The organism is Pedobacter sp. Bi126, from assembly GCF_918698245.1.
In the GTDB taxonomy this organism is placed as follows: domain Bacteria; phylum Bacteroidota; class Bacteroidia; order Sphingobacteriales; family Sphingobacteriaceae; genus Pedobacter.
In genome coordinates this window covers 778,949-800,446 of record NZ_CAKKMS010000003.1, presented here as the reverse complement: position 1 = coordinate 800,446, position 21,498 = coordinate 778,949, and the positions used below count along the sequence as shown (strand labels likewise).

Genomic DNA, 21,498 nt, shown 5'->3' with positions numbered 1-21,498 from the left:
TCTGAAGGAAATTGATGAAGAAATAGTGAAGATTGGAAAAAGAGTGTTTTATTTGGGCTTGATTCGTAATTTTACCTTCGCAATCTATTTAAAATGACAAATACAGAAACCCTTTATCAGCATTACTTACAGCATAATATTATTTCTACCGATACCAGAAACATTAGCCCGGGTTGTATCTTTTTTGCCCTTAAAGGAGATCTTTTTAATGCCAACGAATTTGCTGCTCAAGCTATTGAAAAAGGCGCAGCTTATGCAGTTGTAGATGAAGAAAAGTATGCCGAAAATAGTCAATGCCTCTTGGTTGAAGATGTATTAAGCACTTTGCAGGATCTGGCACGCTATCACCGCAAACAATTAAATATTCCGGTAATCGGTTTAACAGGTAGTAACGGCAAAACAACCAGCAAAGAATTGGTAAATGCTGTTTTAGCAGAACGATACAAAACCTTTGCCACATTCGGTAATTTAAACAATCACATTGGTGTTCCGTTATCTATCTTGTCCATCACTGGTGAAGTGCAGATTGCGGTAATCGAAATGGGAGCAAACCATCAGAAGGAAATAGAGCTGCTTTGTACCATTGCTCAGCCCACACATGGCATTATTACCAATGTTGGCATGGCACATTTAGATGGATTCGGCGGATTTGAAGGGGTAAAAAAGGGCAAAGCAGAACTTTATGCCTATTTAAAAGAAACCCATGGTTATACTTTTATCAATAGAGACAATCCATACTTGCTTGAAATGAGCACTGCCGCAGGTTTAAATAAACTGATTTATTATGGAACAGAAAACGGCAATACCATTAAAGGTAAATTAAAAAGCAGCGACCCTTTTATCGAGGTGGATTGGACCAACCATGAGGTTTCTTCTTCTGTTAAAACCAATTTAACCGGTAGCTATAATTTCGAAAACATTCTTGCTGCAATCTGTATTGGCGATTTCTTTGATATGACTCCGGATGAAATCAATTCCGGTTTATCTAATTATCAGCCAAAAAATAACCGTTCTCAATTAACCAAAACAGAAAAGAATACCGTAATCTGCGATTTTTATAATGCAAACCCAAGCAGCATGACCGCTGCACTGAAAAATATTGCAGTATTATCGGCTGATAAAAAGACTGCTATTTTGGGTGATATGTTTGAGCTTGGGCCAGAATCACTCGGACAGCATGAACTCATTGCGAAACAGGCTAATGAAAGCGGCTTGGATCAAATTATTTTTATCGGGAAGGATTTCTATTCATTTAAAGACAATTTTAAGGGCGCATTTTTCGAAAGTCCGGCCGAAGCAGCGGCATATTTACAGGAAAACCCGGTTCAGGGTCATTTGGTATTGTTAAAAGGATCGAGGGGAATGAAACTGGAGAGTTTGCTTCAGTATTTGTAGGTCTTCGATATAAAAAAAAGCTGTCTCGAACTGAATCGTATTCTTATCGAAACTCTATTCACCTTACGTCATTCTCGCGAATGCGGGAATCTTAATGCGTGTTTCCATTGGCATTAAGATTCCCAATCAGGTTGGGAATGACGAAAAATCTAAATATAATTTTTCACTAGAACAATTAAATTTATTCGAGACAGCTGATTAATTTAAATATTGTTAAAAAGTACAGGCAATTTTACCATACACATACCTACCACTAAAACCAAACTGGCTAACGGCTCTTGAGTACAAAAACCTACCATTCGAGGTATTGTCTAATCCCCCAGAATAATTACTCGCAGCGCTTCCGCTCAAATTATTTTCATTATTACGCGGATCGATATATAATTTATCAGGATAAACATCAAAAATATTATTGGCTCCCACAGTAGCAGACCAGGTTTTATTTGCTGTATAACTTACTGAGAAATCAGTTATCCATTTTGGTGCAAAAGTCTGATCCAATTGCATAGGCAAACCATTGGCAGCAACATTGGGATCGATAGCATTTAAATAGGTAACCTCGCCAAAACGGACTGTTCTTGCCACAAACGATAGTTTATTTACATTATAGGTTGCGGTAATATTTAGTTTGTTTTTAGGCACAGAACTTTCAAAACGGGAGCGTTCCAAACGATCGAAAAGTTTAGCCTTTAATGTTGGATCACTTTCAATTTTATCAGACCCCTGAATACTTCTCACCACGGTTTTGTTTACATTTCCGGCAACACTTAAAATTAAGCTGCTTTTTGCGCCCAAATTGAATCTATTGGTTAAAACCACATCAATACCTGCGGTATTGGTGGTAATGGCGTTGGTAAAAAACTGTACACTGTTAATTTGTGCTGATGGATCTACCGTATTTAAAATCTGATTCACTACGCCAGTTGGCACTAAAACACCACCAGCACGTTCGCGGGCATACTGACTGGAGAAAACAATCCGGTCGCTGATATCAATGTTATAAGCATCGACGGTAAAAGTAAAGGTTTTGGCGATTTTGCCTGCTAAACCTAAACTTCCCGATTTTGAAATTTCAGGTTTTAATGCGCCTACACCAAATTGTGCCACAATAGGATTTGCATTATTTACAGTTAAAACCTGCGTTGCATTGGTGCCTACAAACTGTGTACTCTCATTATTAAAATATTGTTGGTGTAAAGATGGTGCCCTAAATCCTGTGGAATAAGCTCCCCGCAGCGAAACATCACCAAAAAGCTTAACCTTGCCCGTAAATTTATACGAGAAGTTAGAACCAAAATCACTGTAATTTTCATAACGGCCCGCGGCCCCTAAAGTTACCAGGGGTCCAAATTCAGCTTCAAGATCGGCATAAGCACCAACGTTGTGCCTCGATTTATCCAATGCATTGCTGGGCTTAAAGCCTGGGAATACCTGCGCTCCTGATGCCGTAGGGGATGTTCCGATCAATCTTCCACCATTTGAATAGGACAAAAGCTCACCTTCTTTGATCTGGTAATTATCTATCCTGAATTCAGCACCAAATGCCGTATTTAATGAAGTTAAAAATCCACCATCAATAATGTGCTTTTTGCTTAAATCAAGATTACTGGTGTTTTGTCTGAACAGCAATTCTCCTGCATAAAACGAAGTAGGGCTAGTGCCTGTTGGTAATGAGGCATTTACAGTGTTGTCAATATTAAACTCAATGGTATTTTCTCCACTTGTATTACTTAGGTCGTAATCCCAAGTGCCTATTTTTCCCCTCAATCCGGCTGAGAATGAATAATCATTAATCTTGGTATCGATGAAAGGCAAAAATCCATTAGGATAGATGGATAAATCAATCTGTGTTGTTTGTGTTGGCAGGCGATAAAACCCAGCCGCACTTCCGGTTTTATGGGTAAAGCCAGCTGCATAGTACAATTGAGTGGTTTTACCAAAATTAAACTGTCCGTTTAAAAAACCTCCTCCATTTTTCGAATCGGAGTTACCCACGCGCATGTTATTTCTATCCAAGCCGTTTGCTCTTGCCCTTGCATCATCAGCAGCCTTTAAGCTTGCAAAACGGGCTTGAAAATCAGCTTCGGTTTCTGTTGAACCTTTAGTTGGGCTTGCAGAATATAATAGCGGACGGGTATCTAAGCCGCCCCTGTTGGTATAGCCTCTTTGGAGGTATTGTGCCGCAAAATTGATGAAACCTTTATCATTTTTAAATGCCCATCCTTTGCTAAAATCAACCTGAAAGGTTCTGCCATCGCTAAAGTCGCGCCCTAAAGCACTTGATGAAGACTGACCGAAAGAGGTAGAAAAACTATACGGTGTTACCTTTTTTAACACAATGTTGATTACCCCTGCAATGGCATCCGAACCGTACTGCGCCGCAGCACCATCACGTAACACTTCAATGCGTTCTATTGCCGAAACCGGGATGGAGTTTAAATCGGTTCCGACAGAACCCCGCCCGAAAGTACCGTTAATGTTTACCAATGCTGTAGTATGCCTACGTTTTCCGTTTACCAGCACCAAAACCTGATCTGGTCCTAAACCGCGTAAAGATGCAGGATCGATGTGATCGGTTCCATCAGCAACGGTTTGCCGGTTAGAGCTAAAAGATGGCGCTACAAAGTTTAAAATCTGCGTTAAATCTGTTTGGGCAAATACTTTAACGTCTTTAGTAGAAATCAGATCAACAGGAACCACGCTTTCGATGTTCGTTCTTGGCGTTGATCTTGATCCAACCACAACTACATCACTTAACAGTTCTTTCGCATCCTGCAATGCAAAATCCATCGTTTTTACGGTATTGTCGATCTGAACAGCTACTTCGGATGTTTGATAGCCTGTAAAAGAAATCCTCACTTTATAAGGGCCGGGTGAAGGAAATTTTAAGGCATAAAACCCATTTCCATCAGATGATGTTCCAATTTTTGAGCCAACTACCTGAACTGTAGCCCCTGGAATAGCTAAGCCTGCAGAGTCTGTTACCTTACCCTTTAAGCCTTGGGCAAATAATTGAGTAGAAATTAAAATGAGAAGAAGGGGTAGGATGTTTTTGAGTAAAATTCGTATCATAGTTCATAGGTTTATAAACAATAATAACAATTTTATTACAAAGATTTAGTGCGAGACCTAATTTTTCCAAATAAAATTTCGAAAAACGCACTCAAATACAAATAAACAATGAGAATGGGTTAAATAATCAATAAGATGTTAAATGAAAACAAAACTTATTTTGCCTCTTCAACTAATAAACCAACATCACTTATCTCTAAAAGTGGGTTATCACGCATATTCTGCTCGATTTCGATCTCAAACTTACCATTTTGGGGAAAATGATAGTTAGTTAACATCGGCAGGATATAACTAAATACATTCCCGGAACCACTGCCCAACCATTCGCCATCATTTTTGGCGAGTTTGTATTGATAACGCCGGGTGATCATCTTTTTGCCATCTTTAAAATGCGCAAGGATAAAAATATTGGCATATTTATAATCGGCGGTATGTCTGAGCTTAAAATAAATGTTGTAGGCCTTAGTATTATCCTTAACCTCAAACGGTGTCGAAATATGGTTACGGTAGGTCCACCTGCGGTTGGCGATTTCTACGTTACTATCAATTACGCTGGGTGTACAGCCAACAAATAGCGAAGTAACGAATAAAAAGCCAAGCAAAATTATTTGCTTTTTATTCAGCAGCAGGTTTATTTTCTGAGCCATTATTATTGTTTCGGCGGTTATTGTTTTTCCTACGGTTATTTCTGTTTTTATTTTTGCTCTGTTCTGGTTTAACACCTTCGGCCGCTACATTTCCTTCAGCTTTTACTACAGGCTTTTGTGCTTGTGGCTGCTGTTGTTTTGGCTTATTGTTTTGAGGTTTTGGCCCATTAACATGCTGTGGTTTAGGCACTGCCTGTTGTGGCTTTGGTCCATTAGGCTGTTGTTTGCCGCCTTGTTGAGCTTTCTGCACACCCTGTTGAGGTTGCTGAGTTCTATTATTAGGGCCTGCATTTTTCTCTCCGACAGGGACTCTTTCTCTTTTATTTTGGTTGTTGCTGCGGCTGTTTTTCTGATTATTGTTTTTGTTCTGGTTGTTTTTACCCCTCGAGCGTTCATCTAAACGGGTTAAACTATCCTGACCAACTACATTTTCATAATCGAACGGTTTTTCTACTACAACTGGCGCAGCAATCTGAACGGCCTCTTCTTTTAAGTTAGGCGCTTTTTTGCCCGCCTTGTTCATTGCCATGATCTCTTTTACACGCGCAGCTTTAACAGGAATCCAGTTTTCATCACCCTGGTAACTGAACCACATGATTTTTTTGAAGATATCGGTTTTTTGATGACGGGCATAACCAGCTTCAGTATCAAGATTTTCAATTCTATCGGGAATGTCTTTTAAAGCATCCAAATAGGTATCCAGCTCATAGTTTAAACAGCATTTTAATTTACCGCATTGCCCTGCAAGCTTTAAAGTATTTAGTGATAAGTTTTGATAACGCGCCGCAGCCGTAGATACGGTTTTGAAGTTGGTTAACCATGTTGAGCAGCATAGCTCTCTACCGCAGGAGCCAATTCCACCTAGCCGGCCAGCTTCCTGACGCATCCCGATCTGGCGCATTTCAATCCTGATACGGAAACTCTCCGCCATTTTTTTAATGAGCTCACGAAAATCCACACGTCCATCTGCTGTATAAAAGAAAGTGGCTTTGGTTTTGTCGGCCTGATAATCTACATCACTGATTTTCATCTGTAAACGAAGATCTAAGGCTAGTTTACGGGCTTTGTGCATCGTTTCCCACTCCATCCCTTTAGCGGCATTCCATTTTTCTACATCAGCTTCTGTAGCCTTACGGTAGATTTTTTTGGTTACCTGATCAAGCGACGTTTTACGGCGTTTCATCTGGATCCTTACCAGTTCGCCCGTAAGCGAAACGTGCCCCACGTCAAAACCACCAGTTGGCCCTTCAACGGCAACCAGTTCCCCAATTTCGAGGTAAATGTTATCGTTATTAAGGAAAAACTCTTTGCGTGAGCCTTTAAATTTGATTTCTGTAACCTGAAAAGGTTTATAATTAGAAGGCATATCCAAATTAGATAGCCAATCGTGAACTTCCATTGTTTGGCAACCACCGGTGCCACATGAGCCATTACTTTTGCATCCATTAGGGGTGCAACCACCACCTGTTGAACAACTTCCACATCCCATATTAATTGTATATATATTGAGTCCCCGCAGGGAGCGTTTTAAACTTGATAATTTTTACCAATTGTAAAGATACATCTAAAAACAGAATTTTCGGGTTTGCGTTTCTTTCAATGTGGTAATGTGCCTTTTCCAGTTCGCCGATTATAGCCTCTGCCATAGGCAAGGTAAGTACGTGTGTACTGAGTTTTTTAGCCGTTTCGAAGGTTAGGGGAGGTAATTTCACCAATTCTTCAGCACCACTTAAAATTAAACAGCACTCGCGTAAATAATTTACGCCATATTTTAAAAAATTCTTCTGGTTTTCTCTTCCCCACTTGGCGGCCTCGTCAGTAAACTCGATCAGATCGGGCACTTTGTTGCCAAAACCCATTCTCAACCAGGCCGTAAATGTACCAGAACTATCACTTTGCGTATCGGCAGCCAGTGCTTTTGCTTCAATTAAATTTCCATCGGCCAAAAATGAGTAATCCATAGCCTGGCGCTCGCTTAATCCCCTCGAATTCAATAAATACCCGGTTACTTCTTCCGACGAAAGTTTTGGGATTTTCACAATTTGCGTTCTGGATAAAATGGTGGTTAAAATCTGATCCTGGCTTTGTGCAATTAAAATAAATAAAGTATTTGCGGGTGGCTCTTCAATTAATTTAAGCAGCGCATTTCCGGCTTTATCCAAATATTCGGGCAGCCACATAATTAAAACCTTGGTTTCGGCTTCGAAGGCTTTATAACTTAGTTTTTTAATAATATCGTGGCATTCGGCAATATTAATATTAGCCTGTTTATTAGCTGCATCGAGTTTAGAACGCCAGATATCCATATCGAAATAAGGGTCATGCATTAACATACCCCGCCATTCTTCCAGCACATCTACAGCGGTTTTTACACTCGCAGAAGCAAAAAAAGGATAGGAGAAATGGAGATCGGGATGAATTAAACGTTCGTATTTTCTACAGCTCGAGCATTCGCCACAACTATCATTTTCGCCTTTGTTAAGGCAATTAATGTATTGTGCGTAGGCAATAGCCAGCGGTACAGCGCCAGAACCAGCAGGCGACAAAAACAGTTGCGCATGGCTAATGCGGTTTTCCTTAACCGTTTGCACCAATTGTTGCTTCACTCTTTCCTGTCCGATGATTTCTTTAAACTGCATTTGGTGCAAAATAAGAAATAGATATGAGATTCACGGCCTCGTCATTCTGAACTTGCTTCAGAATCTGTATTTTTTAGATTAAAACGACATTTTATTTTTTAGAAAAGCAGGCTCCGGTAATGCTTTTGTTCAGTTCAGTCCCTCTTTCCGCTATATCCCAAATTGAACTAATTTGGGGATGCCGCTGCAATAGAGTTTAGATGGGGGCTGAAGAAGCCTTTTTGCTAAAAAACCCATTTCCTAAAACCTTATCATTGATTTTTATTTTTAAACAATATTTATACCCTGTTATAATACGCCCTCCAACTTCACCCAAACCGTACAGGCCTGAATCAAAAAACCTGATGGAAGCGGCAGCCCCGAAGCATGAGGGCTAAAGCATACAGCAGGGCCCTACACTCCCAAGTACTACAGATTTTGCTTTTCAAAAAATGGGACAAATCATTTTTTTTAGCCACAAACACCAATAACATACACGTTACCAAAGCATTACCGCTTAGGTTTACCTATTATTCCAAAAACCTTACCTTTGGCTTTATTTTTTTAAACGGGGCTAAACGCTTTACGCCGAACACCCAACGCTTAACTATTTTTATGGCACGGATCCTCGCATTTGATTACGGAACAAAACGCATCGGTATCGCGGTAACCGATCCCTTGCAGATTATCGCGACAGGACTGGATACGGTGCATCCGAAAGATGTGATTGAATATGTTAAAAAGTATATGCTAACCGAGCAGGTGGAGGCTTTTGTATTAGGCGATCCTAAACAGATGGATGGTTCTCCGTCTGATTCGGCACAACATGTAAAGGGTTTTGCTACACTGTTAAAAAAATCATTCCCCGATATCCCAAGACATTGGGTTGATGAACGCTTTACCTCTAAACTTGCCCATCAGGCCATTATGCAGAGTGGCCTAAAAAAAATGGACAGAAGAGATAAAGATCGGGTTGATACCATTGCCGCAACCATCATTTTACAATATTTTATGGAAAGTAACCGTTTATAACCAACAAATGAGCCTAATAAACGACGATTTGCAGGATTTACTAATTGCCTATTGCGAGCCTGAAAGCGAATTGCTTCAACAGATAGACCGCGAAACCAATCTTAAAGTTTTAATGCCCCGCATGTTATCTGGCCACTATCAGGGCCGGGTTTTGAGCATGCTGAGCAAAATGATTTCCCCTAAAAGGATTTTAGAAATCGGCACTTTTACCGGTTATGCTACTTTATGCCTTGCTGAAGGTTTAACCAAAGATGGCCTGTTGTATACGCTGGATATTAATGAGGAATTGGAAGATATGGTGCGCCACAACTTTGCGCAATCTGCATTTAATGATCAGATCAACTATATCTTAGGCGATGCCACCACCACAATAGCGGGTTTAGACGAAGTTTTCGACATTGTTTTTATCGATGCCGACAAGAAAAACAATGGCACTTATTACGATCTGATTTTTGATCGCGTTCGTCCGGGCGGGATTATCATTGTGGATAATGTACTATGGAGTGGAAAAGTACTGCAGGAGAAACAGGATAAAGACACCAGAAATATTACTAGTTTTAATGATAAAATAGCTGCAGATGAACGGGTTGAGAAACTGATATTACCTGTTCGCGATGGTTTGTTTGTGATTAGGAAGAACTGATAATGGCATATAGTTAATGGCTCATGGCTTATAAGCCAAGGCTATCAACCATTTAAACCATGGTCTATTAACCAAAAAAGAAATGAAGAAAATCTTTACTTTTTGTCTGCTCCTTTTAACAGGGATTGTTGCAAGCGCGCAAGATACGGAAGAATATATTGCAGAGCATGTAGAATATGCACAGGGTTTAATGCACGATCATAAAATTCCAGCCAGTGTTATTTTAGCTGTTGCCATACACGAATCGGCTGCAGGAAACAGTAAAATTGCACAACACCTTAATAATCATTTTGGAGTAAAAGGCCCGAATAACAATGCCGAAATCCGTTCATCCTATCGCGATTATTTAAATGCGGATGAATCTTACAGCCATTTTGTAGAAATTATGGAAACCCGCAAGCCTTTTAATAATCTTTTCGAAAAATACGATCAATACGATTACAAAGGCTGGGCTTACGGAATCCGCCGTTGCGGTTATGCCAGCAGTAGAAGCTGGGCCAGCCAGGTAATTGGCTTAATTAAAAAATACGAACTCTACCAATATGATGAAAGGCCAGAGGGATATGAAGAACCTGTTTATGCAGCACCGGTTCACCGCCGCAGCAAAAGCAGAAGAACAGCTAAAACTTATACCGTAAAACCTGGAGACAACCTAAGTATAATTGCAAAAAAGAAAGGCACCACCGTTAAAGCCCTCATGCAGAAAAACGGCATAAAAAAAGTGAACTTAAAACCAGGACAGAAGTTGAAGTTTTGAGTCTAGGGTCATTAATCCAAAGTCGATAAAGCCATACAGTTAACCAATTCCAACAATTAACCGATTAAACAAATCATAACATCAATGCGTTCATACAGCCATTACATCATCATAGCAGCAATCCTCCTATTTTTTAGTTCTTGCGGTACACGGAAATTTTCTAAAAACAATAAACAGATAGAAAAAGCAGCCAACAAAGCCAACAACAATTCGTACAAAAGTTACAATACTTTAAGTTACATTGATGAGTTTAAAGGAGTGGCAGTTGAAGAAATGAATGCAAACGGGATCCCTGCAAGTATTACATTGGCGCAGGGAATTTTAGAATCGGGCAGTGGAAATAGCGACCTGGCCAAATACGCAAACAATCATTTTGGCATTAAATGTACATCAGATTGGAAGGGAAAAAACTACTTCCGGGACGATGATCAAAAAAACGACTGTTTCAGGGTATATAAAGATGCCCGCGAATCTTTCAGGGATCACTCTGAGTTTTTAAAGCGCAAACGCTACAGCTTTCTCTTCCAGTTGGACAAAAATGACTACAAAAGTTGGGCGCAGGGATTAAAAACAGCCGGATATGCCACCAATCCAAAATATCCGGATTTATTGATCAATACCATCGAAAAATACCAGCTTTACCAATACGATCAACCAGAAAGCGAAAAGCAAAAGATTGCCAGGGAGGATCGTGTCTTTTCAGAAATCAACCAGAATATTCCGCAGGAAAAGGCTAAATTTACGCCAGTGGAAACCCCACCTGCCGGAGCTAAACCCATTCTTGCCGATGGTACTTATACCGTTGTTAAAGGAGATACACTCTATAATATTGCAAAACGTTTTAATTTAACGGTTGATCAGTTAAAAATGCTGAACGAAATGAGTACCGACGCCATTAAACTGGGTCAGATACTGAAGGTTAAATAATGTTAAGTACAAGCATAGCCTGCCAGATATTTGTAGTTTTGTAGCTTAATGAAATTTTTTCTTCCCTTTATACTTGTTTTCGGCTTCTCTATGTTGCTTCATGCACAGAATAAACCTGTGCAGGGGATTGTTATTGATAAAGAAACCAAGCAGCGTTTGGCCAAGGTTTATATTTATAACATCCGCACAGGTGATGGTTTATACAACAATACGAAGGGCGAGTTTAGCACCTTTGCGCTGCCGGGTGATACCTTAGTTGCGGCTTTATCGGGCTATGGAGTAGATACTATTGTTTTTAAGGGGCAAACTGCCGCATACTTTCAACTCAGATCGTTGGGCATAAGACTGCGCGATGTACTTATTCAACAAAAAAGATTAAGTCCGCAGCAGCAATACGAAAAAAATGTTCAGGAATATCGTTACCAAACCATGAAAGGAAGTAGTAAAGATTTATTGAATTTAGGTAACGGCGGTGTAGGTTTAGGTATCGATGCGATCTATAATCTGTTAAGCAGACAAGGAAGAAATGCCCGCCACCTTCAAAAAATTCTTGAAAAAGACTATCGTGAAGACTTGATCGATTATCGTTTCAGTGCCAGTCTGGTTAGCCAGGTATTAGGCATAAAAGATGCTGAACTCATTGATTTTATGCAGCAATACCGCCCAACTTATCAGTTTGTGCTCGATGCTACTGATTATTCTTTTAACCAGTTTATCAGAAATGCCTACAAAAGCTACAGGTTAAACCCGAAAGCACTGCAATTGCCTCCATTGCCTAAAATAACCATCGATAAGCTGTGAGGGTGCCAATTATAATCGTTAAAAAACTTCCGGCAGCGGGCATGGCAATCTTTCCATTTATCTTGTTAAAATCGCCGCGGTTTAAAAGTGATCCGATCATTATTAACCACGAAAAAATCCACTTACGCCAGCAATTAGAATTGCTTATTTTCCCTTTTTATATTTTATATCTGGTTAACTACCTGGTTAATCTTATTAAATGCCGAAACCATGATTTAGCCTACCGTAACATCGTTTTTGAGCAGGAAGCCTATGAAAATGAAAATGATTTAAATTACCTAAAAAGGGGAAATTGGTACGGCTGGTTTAAAAAGATCTGAAACAATAGTTTTCACCTCCAATTCAATTGTCAATCTGACAATCATTTTGTTAAATGCTTTTTATCTCTAAAATTTTTCGTTTTCTTTGTAGGTAATGAAGAACTGTTTAGCTGCCATAATCCTGATTCTAAGTTTCTGCTCTACCAAATTATATGCACAGGAAATTGATACTATTCCGATCAATACAAAAGACCTGAATATAAAGTTAAAACGTAGTCCTTTGCCGAGCAGACAAGGACCATTAAACTTTGAACCGGTAAAAATTAAGCCTTTGGTGGTAAACGCCAAGATTAATTATTGGAAAACAAGAACCAACATCGGTATCAATGTTAACCAGGCCCAGTTTAGTAACAACTGGAAAGGTGGGGGTACCAACTCTGTGGCTGTTGGTGGCTTACTAAACTGGAAAGCAGAATATAATAAAAACAGCTATAGCTATATCAGTGAACTTGTTTTGCAATATGGTAAAATCAAAAATAAAGATCAGCTGCAAAAGAAAACCAACGACCGTATTTTTTGGGACAATAAAGCCTCTTTCCAACTCTCTAAAAGCTGGTTCTTTTTCGGATCGATAAGTTTTGAATCTCAGTTTGATAAAGGATTCAGATACTTTAGGGATGGGAATGGAGATGAACAACAGGTTTTGATTTCTAAATTTATGGCACCAGGTTATTTAACCGAATCAATCGGTTTTGAGTATAAACCCGTTAAATATTTCTCAACCCGGATTGGTACAGGTACAGCCAGACAGACTTTTGTACTCGACACTGCGGTTTATGACAATAAAAATGAGGTTTATGCAGTTGAAAAAGGAAAAAACTTTAAAAACGAACTGGCTTTTCAAATTGTAAGTGCTTTCGATAAGGATATTTTTACCAATACAAATCTAAAAGCGCGATATGCCATGTTCATTCCATATAAAGATTTTAAGGCAAGTAAAATCGACCACAGGTTAGACATTGCTTTAACAGCAAAAATTAACCGTTTTATGAACACCAGTTTAACAGGGGTACTTTTATTTGATGATGATACGGGAACAAACAAAATACAGGCGAACCAAACTTTAGCGCTGGGTTTTGGCTTTACCTTCCCCAGATAGGTTTAGGCGCCACCAACCTTACCTATTTCCCAATACGGCATTGTTATAATCTGCCTGAAACTTACGCCTCTTTGCTTTAGGTATTTTTTAAACTGTTGTACCGATTTGGCCCTGCCAGTTAAATAAAAAGTAGCATTTTGCCACATTTCCCAGCATAATGGATGCATATTTTCCATCCAGTTAATGGCATTTATTGCTGGGGCATTTACATCAGAAGGCACGGTATCGATCAATAACTTAAGGTGATCAACAGAACTCAGGTTTTCTTCCTGAAGCTCCAAAACTCCAAAGTATTCAACATCTTCGTCGATCACTTTTTTTCCAAGAGATTCGTACAGGCCCAGGCTGGTTTCGTCGCCAAAAAAGAAATGCTGATTGGATTCTTCATTGTATTTTACCTTCGCGCGATCTACAATAAGTTTCAAATGGTCTCCTTTTTGGATGTTCACAGCCAAGCTATGGCCCGGCCCTTGTCTGTTTAAGTAAAAAATAACTTCGCAGGTTTCGTGCGCTTCATCAAAGCTAGATAAAGTATAATGCCTATATTCATTGGCATTAACCCTAAACAGCACTTCCATTCCAGGAATAAATTTAGCATCGAAAAAATCGCCTTTAAAGGTAACGCACTTTAAGTTGCTGCTTAACATTTTAGTTTCTACAACTTCTACCTGATATATTTTATTGCTGATCACTTTTTCCATTGTGTTGGCCAGCCATGATGGTAATTTTGGCATCGTATTCTTTTGTTTAGTAACTTTGAACAAAAGTAGTTGTCTAACAAACGCATCTTTTTATACCAAAAGGATTAAAGTTTATATCAAAAGGATTTTATGGCTTTAAACATTTACGATGGTGACGATAAATACTATATTGTTGGTAACAAGTTCGACAATAACGAATTTAATCAGGCACTGGTAACCGAAAGAAGAGACAAATACAGCTTTCCCTTTGGCGATGCAGAGATTGTGGAGATCGCTTTTTCGGGTATTTACATTGTTTACGGCGATATGCTTGTGAAAAAGAGCCGCCTGCGCATTAAATCTTTTGATGAGCCCGATATGGTTGAGCTTCATTTTTCAATTACAGGCGGTGGCATTATGGAAAATTACCTCACCAACAAACGCCTGGATATTAAAGCCAATCAGCACAATATTATTTACAGCCCTGATTTTGATGGGATGGCAGAATTTTCGGTCGGGGGTCCGCATAAATTTTTCGAGGTAAATTTCGAAAGATCACGTTTTGTTGATTTAACTGGCGAAAGCAGCACTTTGCTAAAAAACTTTGCCGACAAAATCATGAACAACCGTTCGGTAGAGCTTTCATCAGAAAACCTGCCCATCAGCTTAGCCATGCACAGTTGTATAAATGATATTATGAACTGCCAGTTTACCGGTGGATTAAAGCTCTTGTTTCTGCAGTCTAAATGCCTCGAACTTTTGGCATTACAAGCCCAGGCTTTTGAACTTGCAGCAAAAAAAACCAACACTTCTACTATTAAATCCACCTACGATAAAGACCGCATTTATTATGCACGCGAATATTTGTTAGCCAATGCCAATCATCCGCCATGTTTAACCGAATTGGCAAAGGTTGCAGGCATAAATGAATTTAAACTGAAACAAGGCTTTAAAGAGGTTTTCCAGAATACCGTTTTTGGCTATTTAAGCGATTATAAATTGATGCGGGCCAAAGAACTTCTGGCCGATAGCAGCAAAAATATCAAGAATATTTCCGACGAACTGGGCTATTCTTCGGTACAGCATTTCAGCAGTGCTTTTAGTAAAAAATTCGGCGTAAGCCCTGGTAAAGCAAGGTAAGGTTAGTCCTTAGTGCACATTTCCTAGCCTTGAGTTTAGACCCAAGTTTAAAACGACCCAAAACTTAAACCTTTTTTCTTTTTTTCTTCAGATCGAGATAATCAACATAATATAAAACCTTTACAGAGAGGCTGTTATTCTGAGGGGCATTTAAAATTCCGCTCAGATTTTTATTATAACGTTGCGTATAAAAAGTATCATAAGTTTCGGCCGCATCCTTGTACGAAACAGAAAGGGTGCTACCGGGTGCAAACTGCCAGGTATAAATCAAATCAATATTAAACACATTATAGTTTCTATCCACCGCGGTTAATGTTGGCCCCTGATAATCGGTTAAATGGCCATCAGGCTGTAGCAGGTAAAATTCTTTATTTCTTCTATCACTCCAGTAATGTCTTAGTACAACGGTTAGCCCCATTAAGTTGGTAAAGGTATATTTAGCATCAAATGAGTTTTCTACCGTTCTGCGGTCATATTTAGAGAAAATAGCTTGATCACCTTGTGCGGTTACCCAGTTTACATAATCGTAGTTCGGGTTAAAGTTCAGGTCTAAACCAAAAGCAATCTTATCATTTAACCTCAGGTTCTGGAAAAAGTAAAAGTTATACTGTTTACCGCCAAAAAGATGCTGTTCAAAATAGCGTACATTTCCACCGAAATTATAAGCTTTAGCGCGGTTTGGATTTATATACAAAGCAACACCAAAATTTCCCGGCGCCTGATACATTTGTCCATTTCGGGCTTCGTAAAAGTCGTTCCCCTTTCTATCTACACTTAAATCAAACTCTGCCGACCATTGATTTTTAAATTGAACCCAATACCCCGCATTTGTACCAATTTTTTGGTAAGCGCTCGGTATTGCCCTGCGAGAATAGGTTAAATTAAGCCAACTTTCAAATTGATTATACCATTTGCTTGGCTTGTATACATTATAACCAACGCCTATCCGCTGATCTAAAAAGTTGTTATTGGTAAAGAAACCCATATCTGATGGATCAAATTTATCATCTGCATATACCTGATTGTAGCTCCAGGTAAAATTGCCGCTCTGTTTTCCAAACCTTAAGGTGTAGCTATAACCCGTGCTCGATTCCTCACCCCGTAAATAGCTCATTTTGCCCCCGCCATTTACAAAATATTTATTGCCTTTATTGTTTAAATTGAAAAGCAGCGCACTTACATTGGCATCGTAAGCAGAACCTTGCCTAAGTACATTTGTGTTGATTAACGTAGCCGAACTGTTGTTTTTTAACGACTGATCGAAAACCAGAATATTATAATTGGTGAGCGGCTGTGTTTCTACCATACGAAGGTTACCCTGAACATCCTCTACCTCAGTTTCCATGCTATTGGTAATGGCATTAAATATCCCAATCCCCAGGCCTTTTGCTGTCCGTCCTGAAATTTTTGTGGCGTTTAATACCTTAGCTTCAGTTTGATCTTTCACAATTTTATCACTGCTGCCTACCCCACTGTAATTATAATAGGATGGAATAGAACCGATTCGCTTCGAATAAAACAGATCACCTTTGTTAAACAATTCAGTTCCTTCGGTAAAAAACTGTCGGTTTTCATTAAATTTCACTTCAAAAGGAGTGAGGTTCAGTATCCGGTTATCAGATTGCACTTGCCCAAAATCAGGCACTAAAGTCATGTCCAGCGTAAAGCTATTGTTGATTCCGTATTTAACATCCATCCCCCCATTAAACCGTGAGGTTGTGTTTTTTACCCCAGGCAAATTAACCGGATAATGATTTACATAAGCTGAAATATATGGCGAAAAAGATAATCTTAACGGAGGTTTAACATCTTTTATGCCCATCCACAACCCTTCCTGATTGATAAAACCGTTTACTTTAGGGTCTACAAAATTCCAAAAGGTTTGAAGGTTTTTCCGTTGCATCCTGCGGCTAAAATTCAAACCCCAGTTCTGGACATCCTTACCAGAGAAACGCAAGGCCGAATAAGGGATCTTCATTTCGCAGGTCCAGCCTTTATCATCAATTTTAACAGCACTTTCCCACACAGCGTTCCAGTTTGCATCTTCATCACCCACCTGCGAGTATTTGGCATCAAACTGAACACCGGCAGCGGTAACGAAAAAGCCATTTCCGTTCATCTTATCATAAAAGGGATCGACAATAATTGAAATGAAATCGGCATTGCCAATATTATCCCTCGAAACCAACTCGTGCGAAACACTGTCAGGATGATCGTACATCCGGGCATAAACATAAATCGCAACGTCGTCGTAAAGCACCTTCATTTCTGTACGCCGATCGTGAGTTTCTATCTTTCCCGGATTTGGCCTGATCTGAATAAAATCAGTAGCTATTGGAACATTATTCCAACACTCATCATCTAAAATACCATCTATTTTGGGGCTTTGCAGCGTTCTTTTTGCTTCCAGTTGGCGCTGTTTCGAAATATCCTGTGCTTGGGAAAAAGCACAAATAAATATAAAAAAAAGGAGGATGCAGCGTTTCATTCGTTTAGGTTAGTTAGGTATAAGACCACGCCTTAAACAAAATGTTGCACCAAAAGAAAAATTTAATATTCATCTTCCTAAAGTTTTGACTTTGAGTTGCTAAGATTTACAAGCAAAATTTGATACATTTGCCTTTTATTAAAAACAACCAGCTTTTTGCCTTTCGGCATAAAGCTTTTAGCTTAAAAAAAGATGTTTGATAATTTACAGGACAAGCTAGACAGAGCATTTAAAGTACTAAAAGGACAAGGCAGCATTACGGAAATCAACGTGGCAGAAACCATGAAAGAAATTCGTAAAGCATTATTAGATGCCGATGTTAACTATAAAACAGCAAAAGCATTTACTGATGATGTGAGACAAAAAGCTTTGGGGCAAAATGTGCTTACCGCCGTTTCTCCAGGTCAATTGCTTACCAAAATAATGAACGATGAACTTGCAGCCTTAATGGGTGGCGAAGTTACAGAGTTAGATACTAAAGCAAACCCTACCATTATCTTAATTGCTGGTTTAAACGGTGCGGGTAAAACTACTTTCGCGGGTAAACTGGCTTTGCATTTAAAAGGCAAAGGTAAAAAACCTTTATTGGTTGCTGGCGATATGTACCGCCCGGCGGCTGTAGATCAATTGGAGGTTTTAGGAACCTCGGTTGGTGTTTCAGTTTACGCTAACCGTGCCTCAAACGATCCTGTTGGCATTGCTTTAGAAGGTATTGCACATGGTAAAGAAAATGGAAATAATGTAATCATTATTGATACCGCAGGTCGTTTAGCGATCGACGAATCTTTAATGAACGAAATATCTGAAGTTAAGGCCAAAACTCAACCGCACGAGATTTTATTCGTGGTAGATTCGATGACTGGTCAGGATGCCGTAAATACAGCCAAAGTATTTAATGACAGACTTGATTTTACGGGTGTTGTTTTAACCAAATTAGATGGCGATACCCGCGGTGGGGCAGCGCTTTCAATTAAATCGGTGGTAAACAAGCCAATTAAATTTATCGGTACCGGCGAGAAAATGGAAGCACTTGATGTTTTCTATCCAGACCGTATGGCATCGCGTATTTTGGGTATGGGTGATGTGGTTTCGCTTGTTGAACGTGCACAGATGCAGTTCGATGAGAAAGAGGCAGCAGAACTTCAGAAAAAAATCCGCAAGAATAAATTCGATTTCAACGATTTCTACAACCAGATTCAGCAGATTAAGAAAATGGGTAACATGAAAGATTTGATGGGTATGATACCGGGTGTAGGCAAAATGATGAAGAATGTAGATATTCAGGACGATGCCTTTAAATCAATCGAAGCCATTATCAATTCAATGACTCCATTTGAAAAAGAAAACCCTGATGCTATCCAGCAAAGCCGCCGTTTACGTATTGCAAAAGGTTCGGGCAGCAAGGTAGAAGAAGTTACTAAGCTGATTAAGCAGTTTGAAGATATGCGTAAAATGATGAAGCAGTTTTCTAACCCGGCAGCCGCAGCAGCAATGATGAAGGGTATGCCTAAAATGCCATTTGGCAGATAGTTTAAAGGTTTAGGGCAGAGGGTTTAGGGCGTAAGCCTTAGTAGGCGCGTCATGCTAAACTTGTTTCAGCATCTTTCAAAATAATACAAATCCCGATCAGTAATGGTTGGGATTTTTTGTTTATTGGTTTTGGAAATGGGGGTTCAGTATTCCATAGAGGTTATAGCCTTGCTTTTCCTGTCCCTACATAAAGTCGGGATCGTCCAATCAGGTTTATTTAACAAAGACAGTTTAATCAACCTAATTCAAACCAAAACTGATACTGAGACTTCCCTTTGAACGCACTTTTCTAGATTTTAAAGTTGCTGGAATCCACTTTTCAGAAGTTCTCAGTAACCGCAATGCTTCTTGATCGCACTTTAAATTTAACCCTAGTGTAACTACTGCATCCGTTATTCTACCATCCTTTTCAATTACAAATAACAAATACACCTTTCCAATAGCCCTATCCGTTTTAGGCATTTCAGCATATTTTGAATTAGTTAAAAGATATCTTCTCCATGCGGTTTCTCCATTAGGAAAGTGAGCGGGTGCATCTACTTCATTTGAGGAGTAAACATAGTTTTCCTTTGCTTTTTTCAGATCTATTTTAACGGTATCACCCCTCCCTTGTGAATAAAGTTGTTGGCTCGGAATTAGAAAAAATATAATCAATAAAATTTTCAGCATTGTTAGTATTTTAACATTTAACTAAAATTAAAGATTATTAATTATATTAGCCTATAATATTCATCCCGAATAATTTACATCCGAATTTATTTTAATTAAAATCAATGCTTGTAAAAACATACGGGAGTGCTGTTTATGGCGTAAATGCACTAACCATAACCATCGAAGTGAATATTAGCGCAGGTACAAAATACTATATGGTAGGCCTGCCAGATAATGCGGTAAAAGAAAGTCTTCAACGTGTGGCCAGCGCCATTAATATTTCGGGGTTCCGTATGCCGAAGCAGAAAATTGTAGTCAATTTAGCACCTGCAGATATCAAAAAAGAAGGTTCATCCTACGATCTTCCAATAGCCATAGGTATTTTAGCAGCATCAGGGCAAATTCCCGCCGACGAACTGGACGACTATTTCATCATGGGCGAACTCTCTTTAGACGGTACCATTCAACCCATTAAAGGCGCTTTACCCATCGCAATCCAAGCACAGCAAGATGGCTTTAAAGGTTTCATTTTACCGAAACAAAATGTTCGCGAGGCTGGCATTGTAAACGATTTAATTGCCTATGGCGTAGAAAACCTGGCTCAGGTAATTGCTTTCTTTAATAAGAGTGAAACATTGGAACAGGTTAAAATCAATACGAAAGAAGAATTCTTAAAAAACATCAATAATTACGAGCACGATTTTGCCGATGTTAAAGGCCAGGAAAATATTAAAAGAGCATTGGAAATTGCTGCAGCAGGTGGTCACAATGTTATTTTAATCGGTCCGCCTGGGGCAGGCAAAACCATGTTAGCCAAACGCTTGCCAACTATCTTACCCCCACTAAATTTAAACGAAGCTTTAGAAACTACAAAAATCCACTCCGTTGCTGGAAAACTTTCTGCTGCCGATGCTTTAATGACCATCCGTCCGTACCGCTCCCCGCACCATACCATTAGTGATGTTGCTTTAGTAGGCGGGGGAATGAACCCACAGCCTGGAGAAATATCGCTGGCCCATAACGGCGTTTTGTTTTTAGATGAGCTACCCGAATTTAAGCGTACCGTTTTAGAGGTAATGCGCCAACCGTTAGAAGACCGTAAAGTGGCCATAGCAAGGGCAAGATTTTCGGTAGAGTATCCGGCCAGCTTTATGCTGGTGGCCTCAATGAATCCCTGCCCATGCGGTTTTTACAACCATCCGGAGAAAGATTGTGTTTGCGCACCGGGGGTGGTTCAAAAGTACCTGAGTAAAATATCTGGACCGCTTCTAGACAGGATTGATCTTCATGTAGAAGTAACGCCGGTTAATTTTACAGAATTAGCCTCCACCGCCGACACAGAAAGAAGCAACCACATTAGGGAACGTGTAATTAAAGCCCGGGAAGTTCAGGACAAACGTTTTCTTGATAAAGAGGAGCTGCACTGTAACGCCCAAATGAGCCCGAAAATGGTTCGCAAGGTATGTCAGATCAGCGAGGCTGGCACTATTTTATTAAAAACAGCAATGGAAAGGTTAGGCTTATCAGCCCGCGCTTACGATAGGATTTTAAAAGTCGCCCGAACCATTGCAGATTTAGCCGGAAGTGAAAATGTAGAGCTCGAGCATTTGGCCGAATCGATTAATTACAGGAGTTTGGATAGGGATGGCTGGGCAGGGTAAACATTTGGGAAGAACCTATTTACTTATTTGCTATCTT

Annotated in this window: 18 protein-coding genes; 11 read left to right on the top strand and 7 right to left on the bottom strand. The window is 39.5% G+C overall.

Annotated features, from left to right (window positions below; genetic code table 11):
- Positions 1–93 precede the first annotated feature (93 nt).
- Positions 94–1,395: a UDP-N-acetylmuramoyl-tripeptide--D-alanyl-D-alanine ligase gene (gene murF, locus LQ201_RS13610; RefSeq protein ID WP_230143099.1), complete on the top strand. Its 1,302-nt coding sequence runs from the start codon at positions 94–96 to the stop codon at positions 1,393–1,395.
- Between the two features lie 213 nt (positions 1,396–1,608).
- Here the strand turns inward: murF and LQ201_RS13605 are convergent, their stop codons facing one another.
- From LQ201_RS13605 to LQ201_RS13590, 4 genes are all read right to left on the bottom strand, one after another.
- Positions 1,609–4,467 (bottom strand): TonB-dependent receptor, encoded by a 2,859-nt coding sequence (locus tag LQ201_RS13605; RefSeq protein WP_230143097.1) that lies wholly within the window; start codon positions 4,465–4,467, stop codon positions 1,609–1,611.
- A 155-nt stretch (positions 4,468–4,622) separates the two neighbouring features.
- Entirely contained in the window at positions 4,623–5,114 is a 492-nt protein-coding gene (locus LQ201_RS13600) for a gliding motility lipoprotein GldH (RefSeq protein WP_230143095.1), read from the bottom strand.
- Positions 5,083–6,603 carry a regulatory iron-sulfur-containing complex subunit RicT gene (locus LQ201_RS13595; protein WP_230143093.1) on the bottom strand — a complete coding sequence of 507 codons (1,521 nt, stop codon included), beginning with the start codon at positions 6,601–6,603 and terminating at the stop codon, positions 5,083–5,085. Before LQ201_RS13595 ends, LQ201_RS13600 begins: the two co-directional genes overlap by 32 nt.
- A gap of 1 nt (position 6,604) precedes the next feature.
- Positions 6,605–7,753 (bottom strand): ATP-binding protein, encoded by a 1,149-nt coding sequence (locus tag LQ201_RS13590; RefSeq protein ID WP_230143091.1) that lies wholly within the window; start codon positions 7,751–7,753, stop codon positions 6,605–6,607.
- 594 nt (positions 7,754–8,347) lie between these two features.
- Between LQ201_RS13590 and ruvX the strand changes: the two genes are divergently transcribed.
- From ruvX to LQ201_RS13555, 7 genes are all read left to right on the top strand, one after another.
- Positions 8,348–8,764: a Holliday junction resolvase RuvX gene (ruvX, locus tag LQ201_RS13585; protein ID WP_025141594.1), complete on the top strand. Its 417-nt coding sequence runs from the start codon at positions 8,348–8,350 to the stop codon at positions 8,762–8,764.
- A gap of 7 nt (positions 8,765–8,771) precedes the next feature.
- Complete coding sequence (locus tag LQ201_RS13580) at positions 8,772–9,407, top strand: O-methyltransferase (protein WP_230143090.1); 636 nt, start codon at positions 8,772–8,774, stop codon at positions 9,405–9,407.
- Positions 9,408–9,489: 82 nt separating this feature from the next.
- A complete protein-coding gene (locus LQ201_RS13575; protein ID WP_230143088.1) occupies positions 9,490–10,164 on the top strand; it encodes a glucosaminidase domain-containing protein in 675 nt (224 codons plus the stop codon).
- A gap of 84 nt (positions 10,165–10,248) precedes the next feature.
- Positions 10,249–11,091 carry a glucosaminidase domain-containing protein gene (locus LQ201_RS13570; protein WP_230143086.1) on the top strand — a complete coding sequence of 281 codons (843 nt, stop codon included), beginning with the start codon at positions 10,249–10,251 and terminating at the stop codon, positions 11,089–11,091.
- Between the two features lie 48 nt (positions 11,092–11,139).
- Positions 11,140–11,892: a hypothetical protein gene (locus tag LQ201_RS13565; protein ID WP_230143084.1), complete on the top strand. Its 753-nt coding sequence runs from the start codon at positions 11,140–11,142 to the stop codon at positions 11,890–11,892.
- A 41-nt stretch (positions 11,893–11,933) separates the two neighbouring features.
- Complete coding sequence (locus tag LQ201_RS13560) at positions 11,934–12,212, top strand: hypothetical protein (protein ID WP_230143082.1); 279 nt, start codon at positions 11,934–11,936, stop codon at positions 12,210–12,212.
- Between the two features lie 94 nt (positions 12,213–12,306).
- Complete coding sequence (locus LQ201_RS13555; protein ID WP_230143080.1) at positions 12,307–13,311, top strand: DUF3078 domain-containing protein; 1,005 nt, start codon at positions 12,307–12,309, stop codon at positions 13,309–13,311.
- A 2-nt stretch (positions 13,312–13,313) separates the two neighbouring features.
- Here the strand turns inward: LQ201_RS13555 and LQ201_RS13550 are convergent, their stop codons facing one another.
- Entirely contained in the window at positions 13,314–14,045 is a 732-nt protein-coding gene (locus LQ201_RS13550) for a hypothetical protein (RefSeq protein WP_230143078.1), read from the bottom strand.
- Between the two features lie 96 nt (positions 14,046–14,141).
- Here LQ201_RS13550 and LQ201_RS13545 point away from each other — a divergent pair, with 96 nt between their 5' ends.
- Positions 14,142–15,131 carry a helix-turn-helix transcriptional regulator gene (locus LQ201_RS13545; protein WP_230143076.1) on the top strand — a complete coding sequence of 330 codons (990 nt, stop codon included), beginning with the start codon at positions 14,142–14,144 and terminating at the stop codon, positions 15,129–15,131.
- A gap of 64 nt (positions 15,132–15,195) precedes the next feature.
- Here LQ201_RS13545 and LQ201_RS13540 read toward each other — a convergent pair whose 3' ends face one another.
- On the bottom strand, positions 15,196–17,619 hold the full coding sequence (locus tag LQ201_RS13540; protein WP_230143075.1) for a DUF5916 domain-containing protein: 2,424 nt from the start codon (positions 17,617–17,619) through the stop codon (positions 15,196–15,198).
- A gap of 192 nt (positions 17,620–17,811) precedes the next feature.
- Between LQ201_RS13540 and ffh the strand changes: the two genes are divergently transcribed.
- Entirely contained in the window at positions 17,812–19,149 is a 1,338-nt protein-coding gene (ffh, locus tag LQ201_RS13535; protein ID WP_230143074.1) for a signal recognition particle protein, read from the top strand.
- A 240-nt stretch (positions 19,150–19,389) separates the two neighbouring features.
- Here the strand turns inward: ffh and LQ201_RS13530 are convergent, their stop codons facing one another.
- Positions 19,390–19,818 carry an energy transducer TonB gene (locus LQ201_RS13530; protein ID WP_230143073.1) on the bottom strand — a complete coding sequence of 143 codons (429 nt, stop codon included), beginning with the start codon at positions 19,816–19,818 and terminating at the stop codon, positions 19,390–19,392.
- A gap of 104 nt (positions 19,819–19,922) precedes the next feature.
- On the opposite strand from LQ201_RS13530, the gene LQ201_RS13525 reads away from it, so the two are divergent.
- Entirely contained in the window at positions 19,923–21,461 is a 1,539-nt protein-coding gene (locus tag LQ201_RS13525) for a YifB family Mg chelatase-like AAA ATPase (RefSeq protein ID WP_230143072.1), read from the top strand.
- The last annotated feature ends 37 nt before the right edge of the window (positions 21,462–21,498 follow it).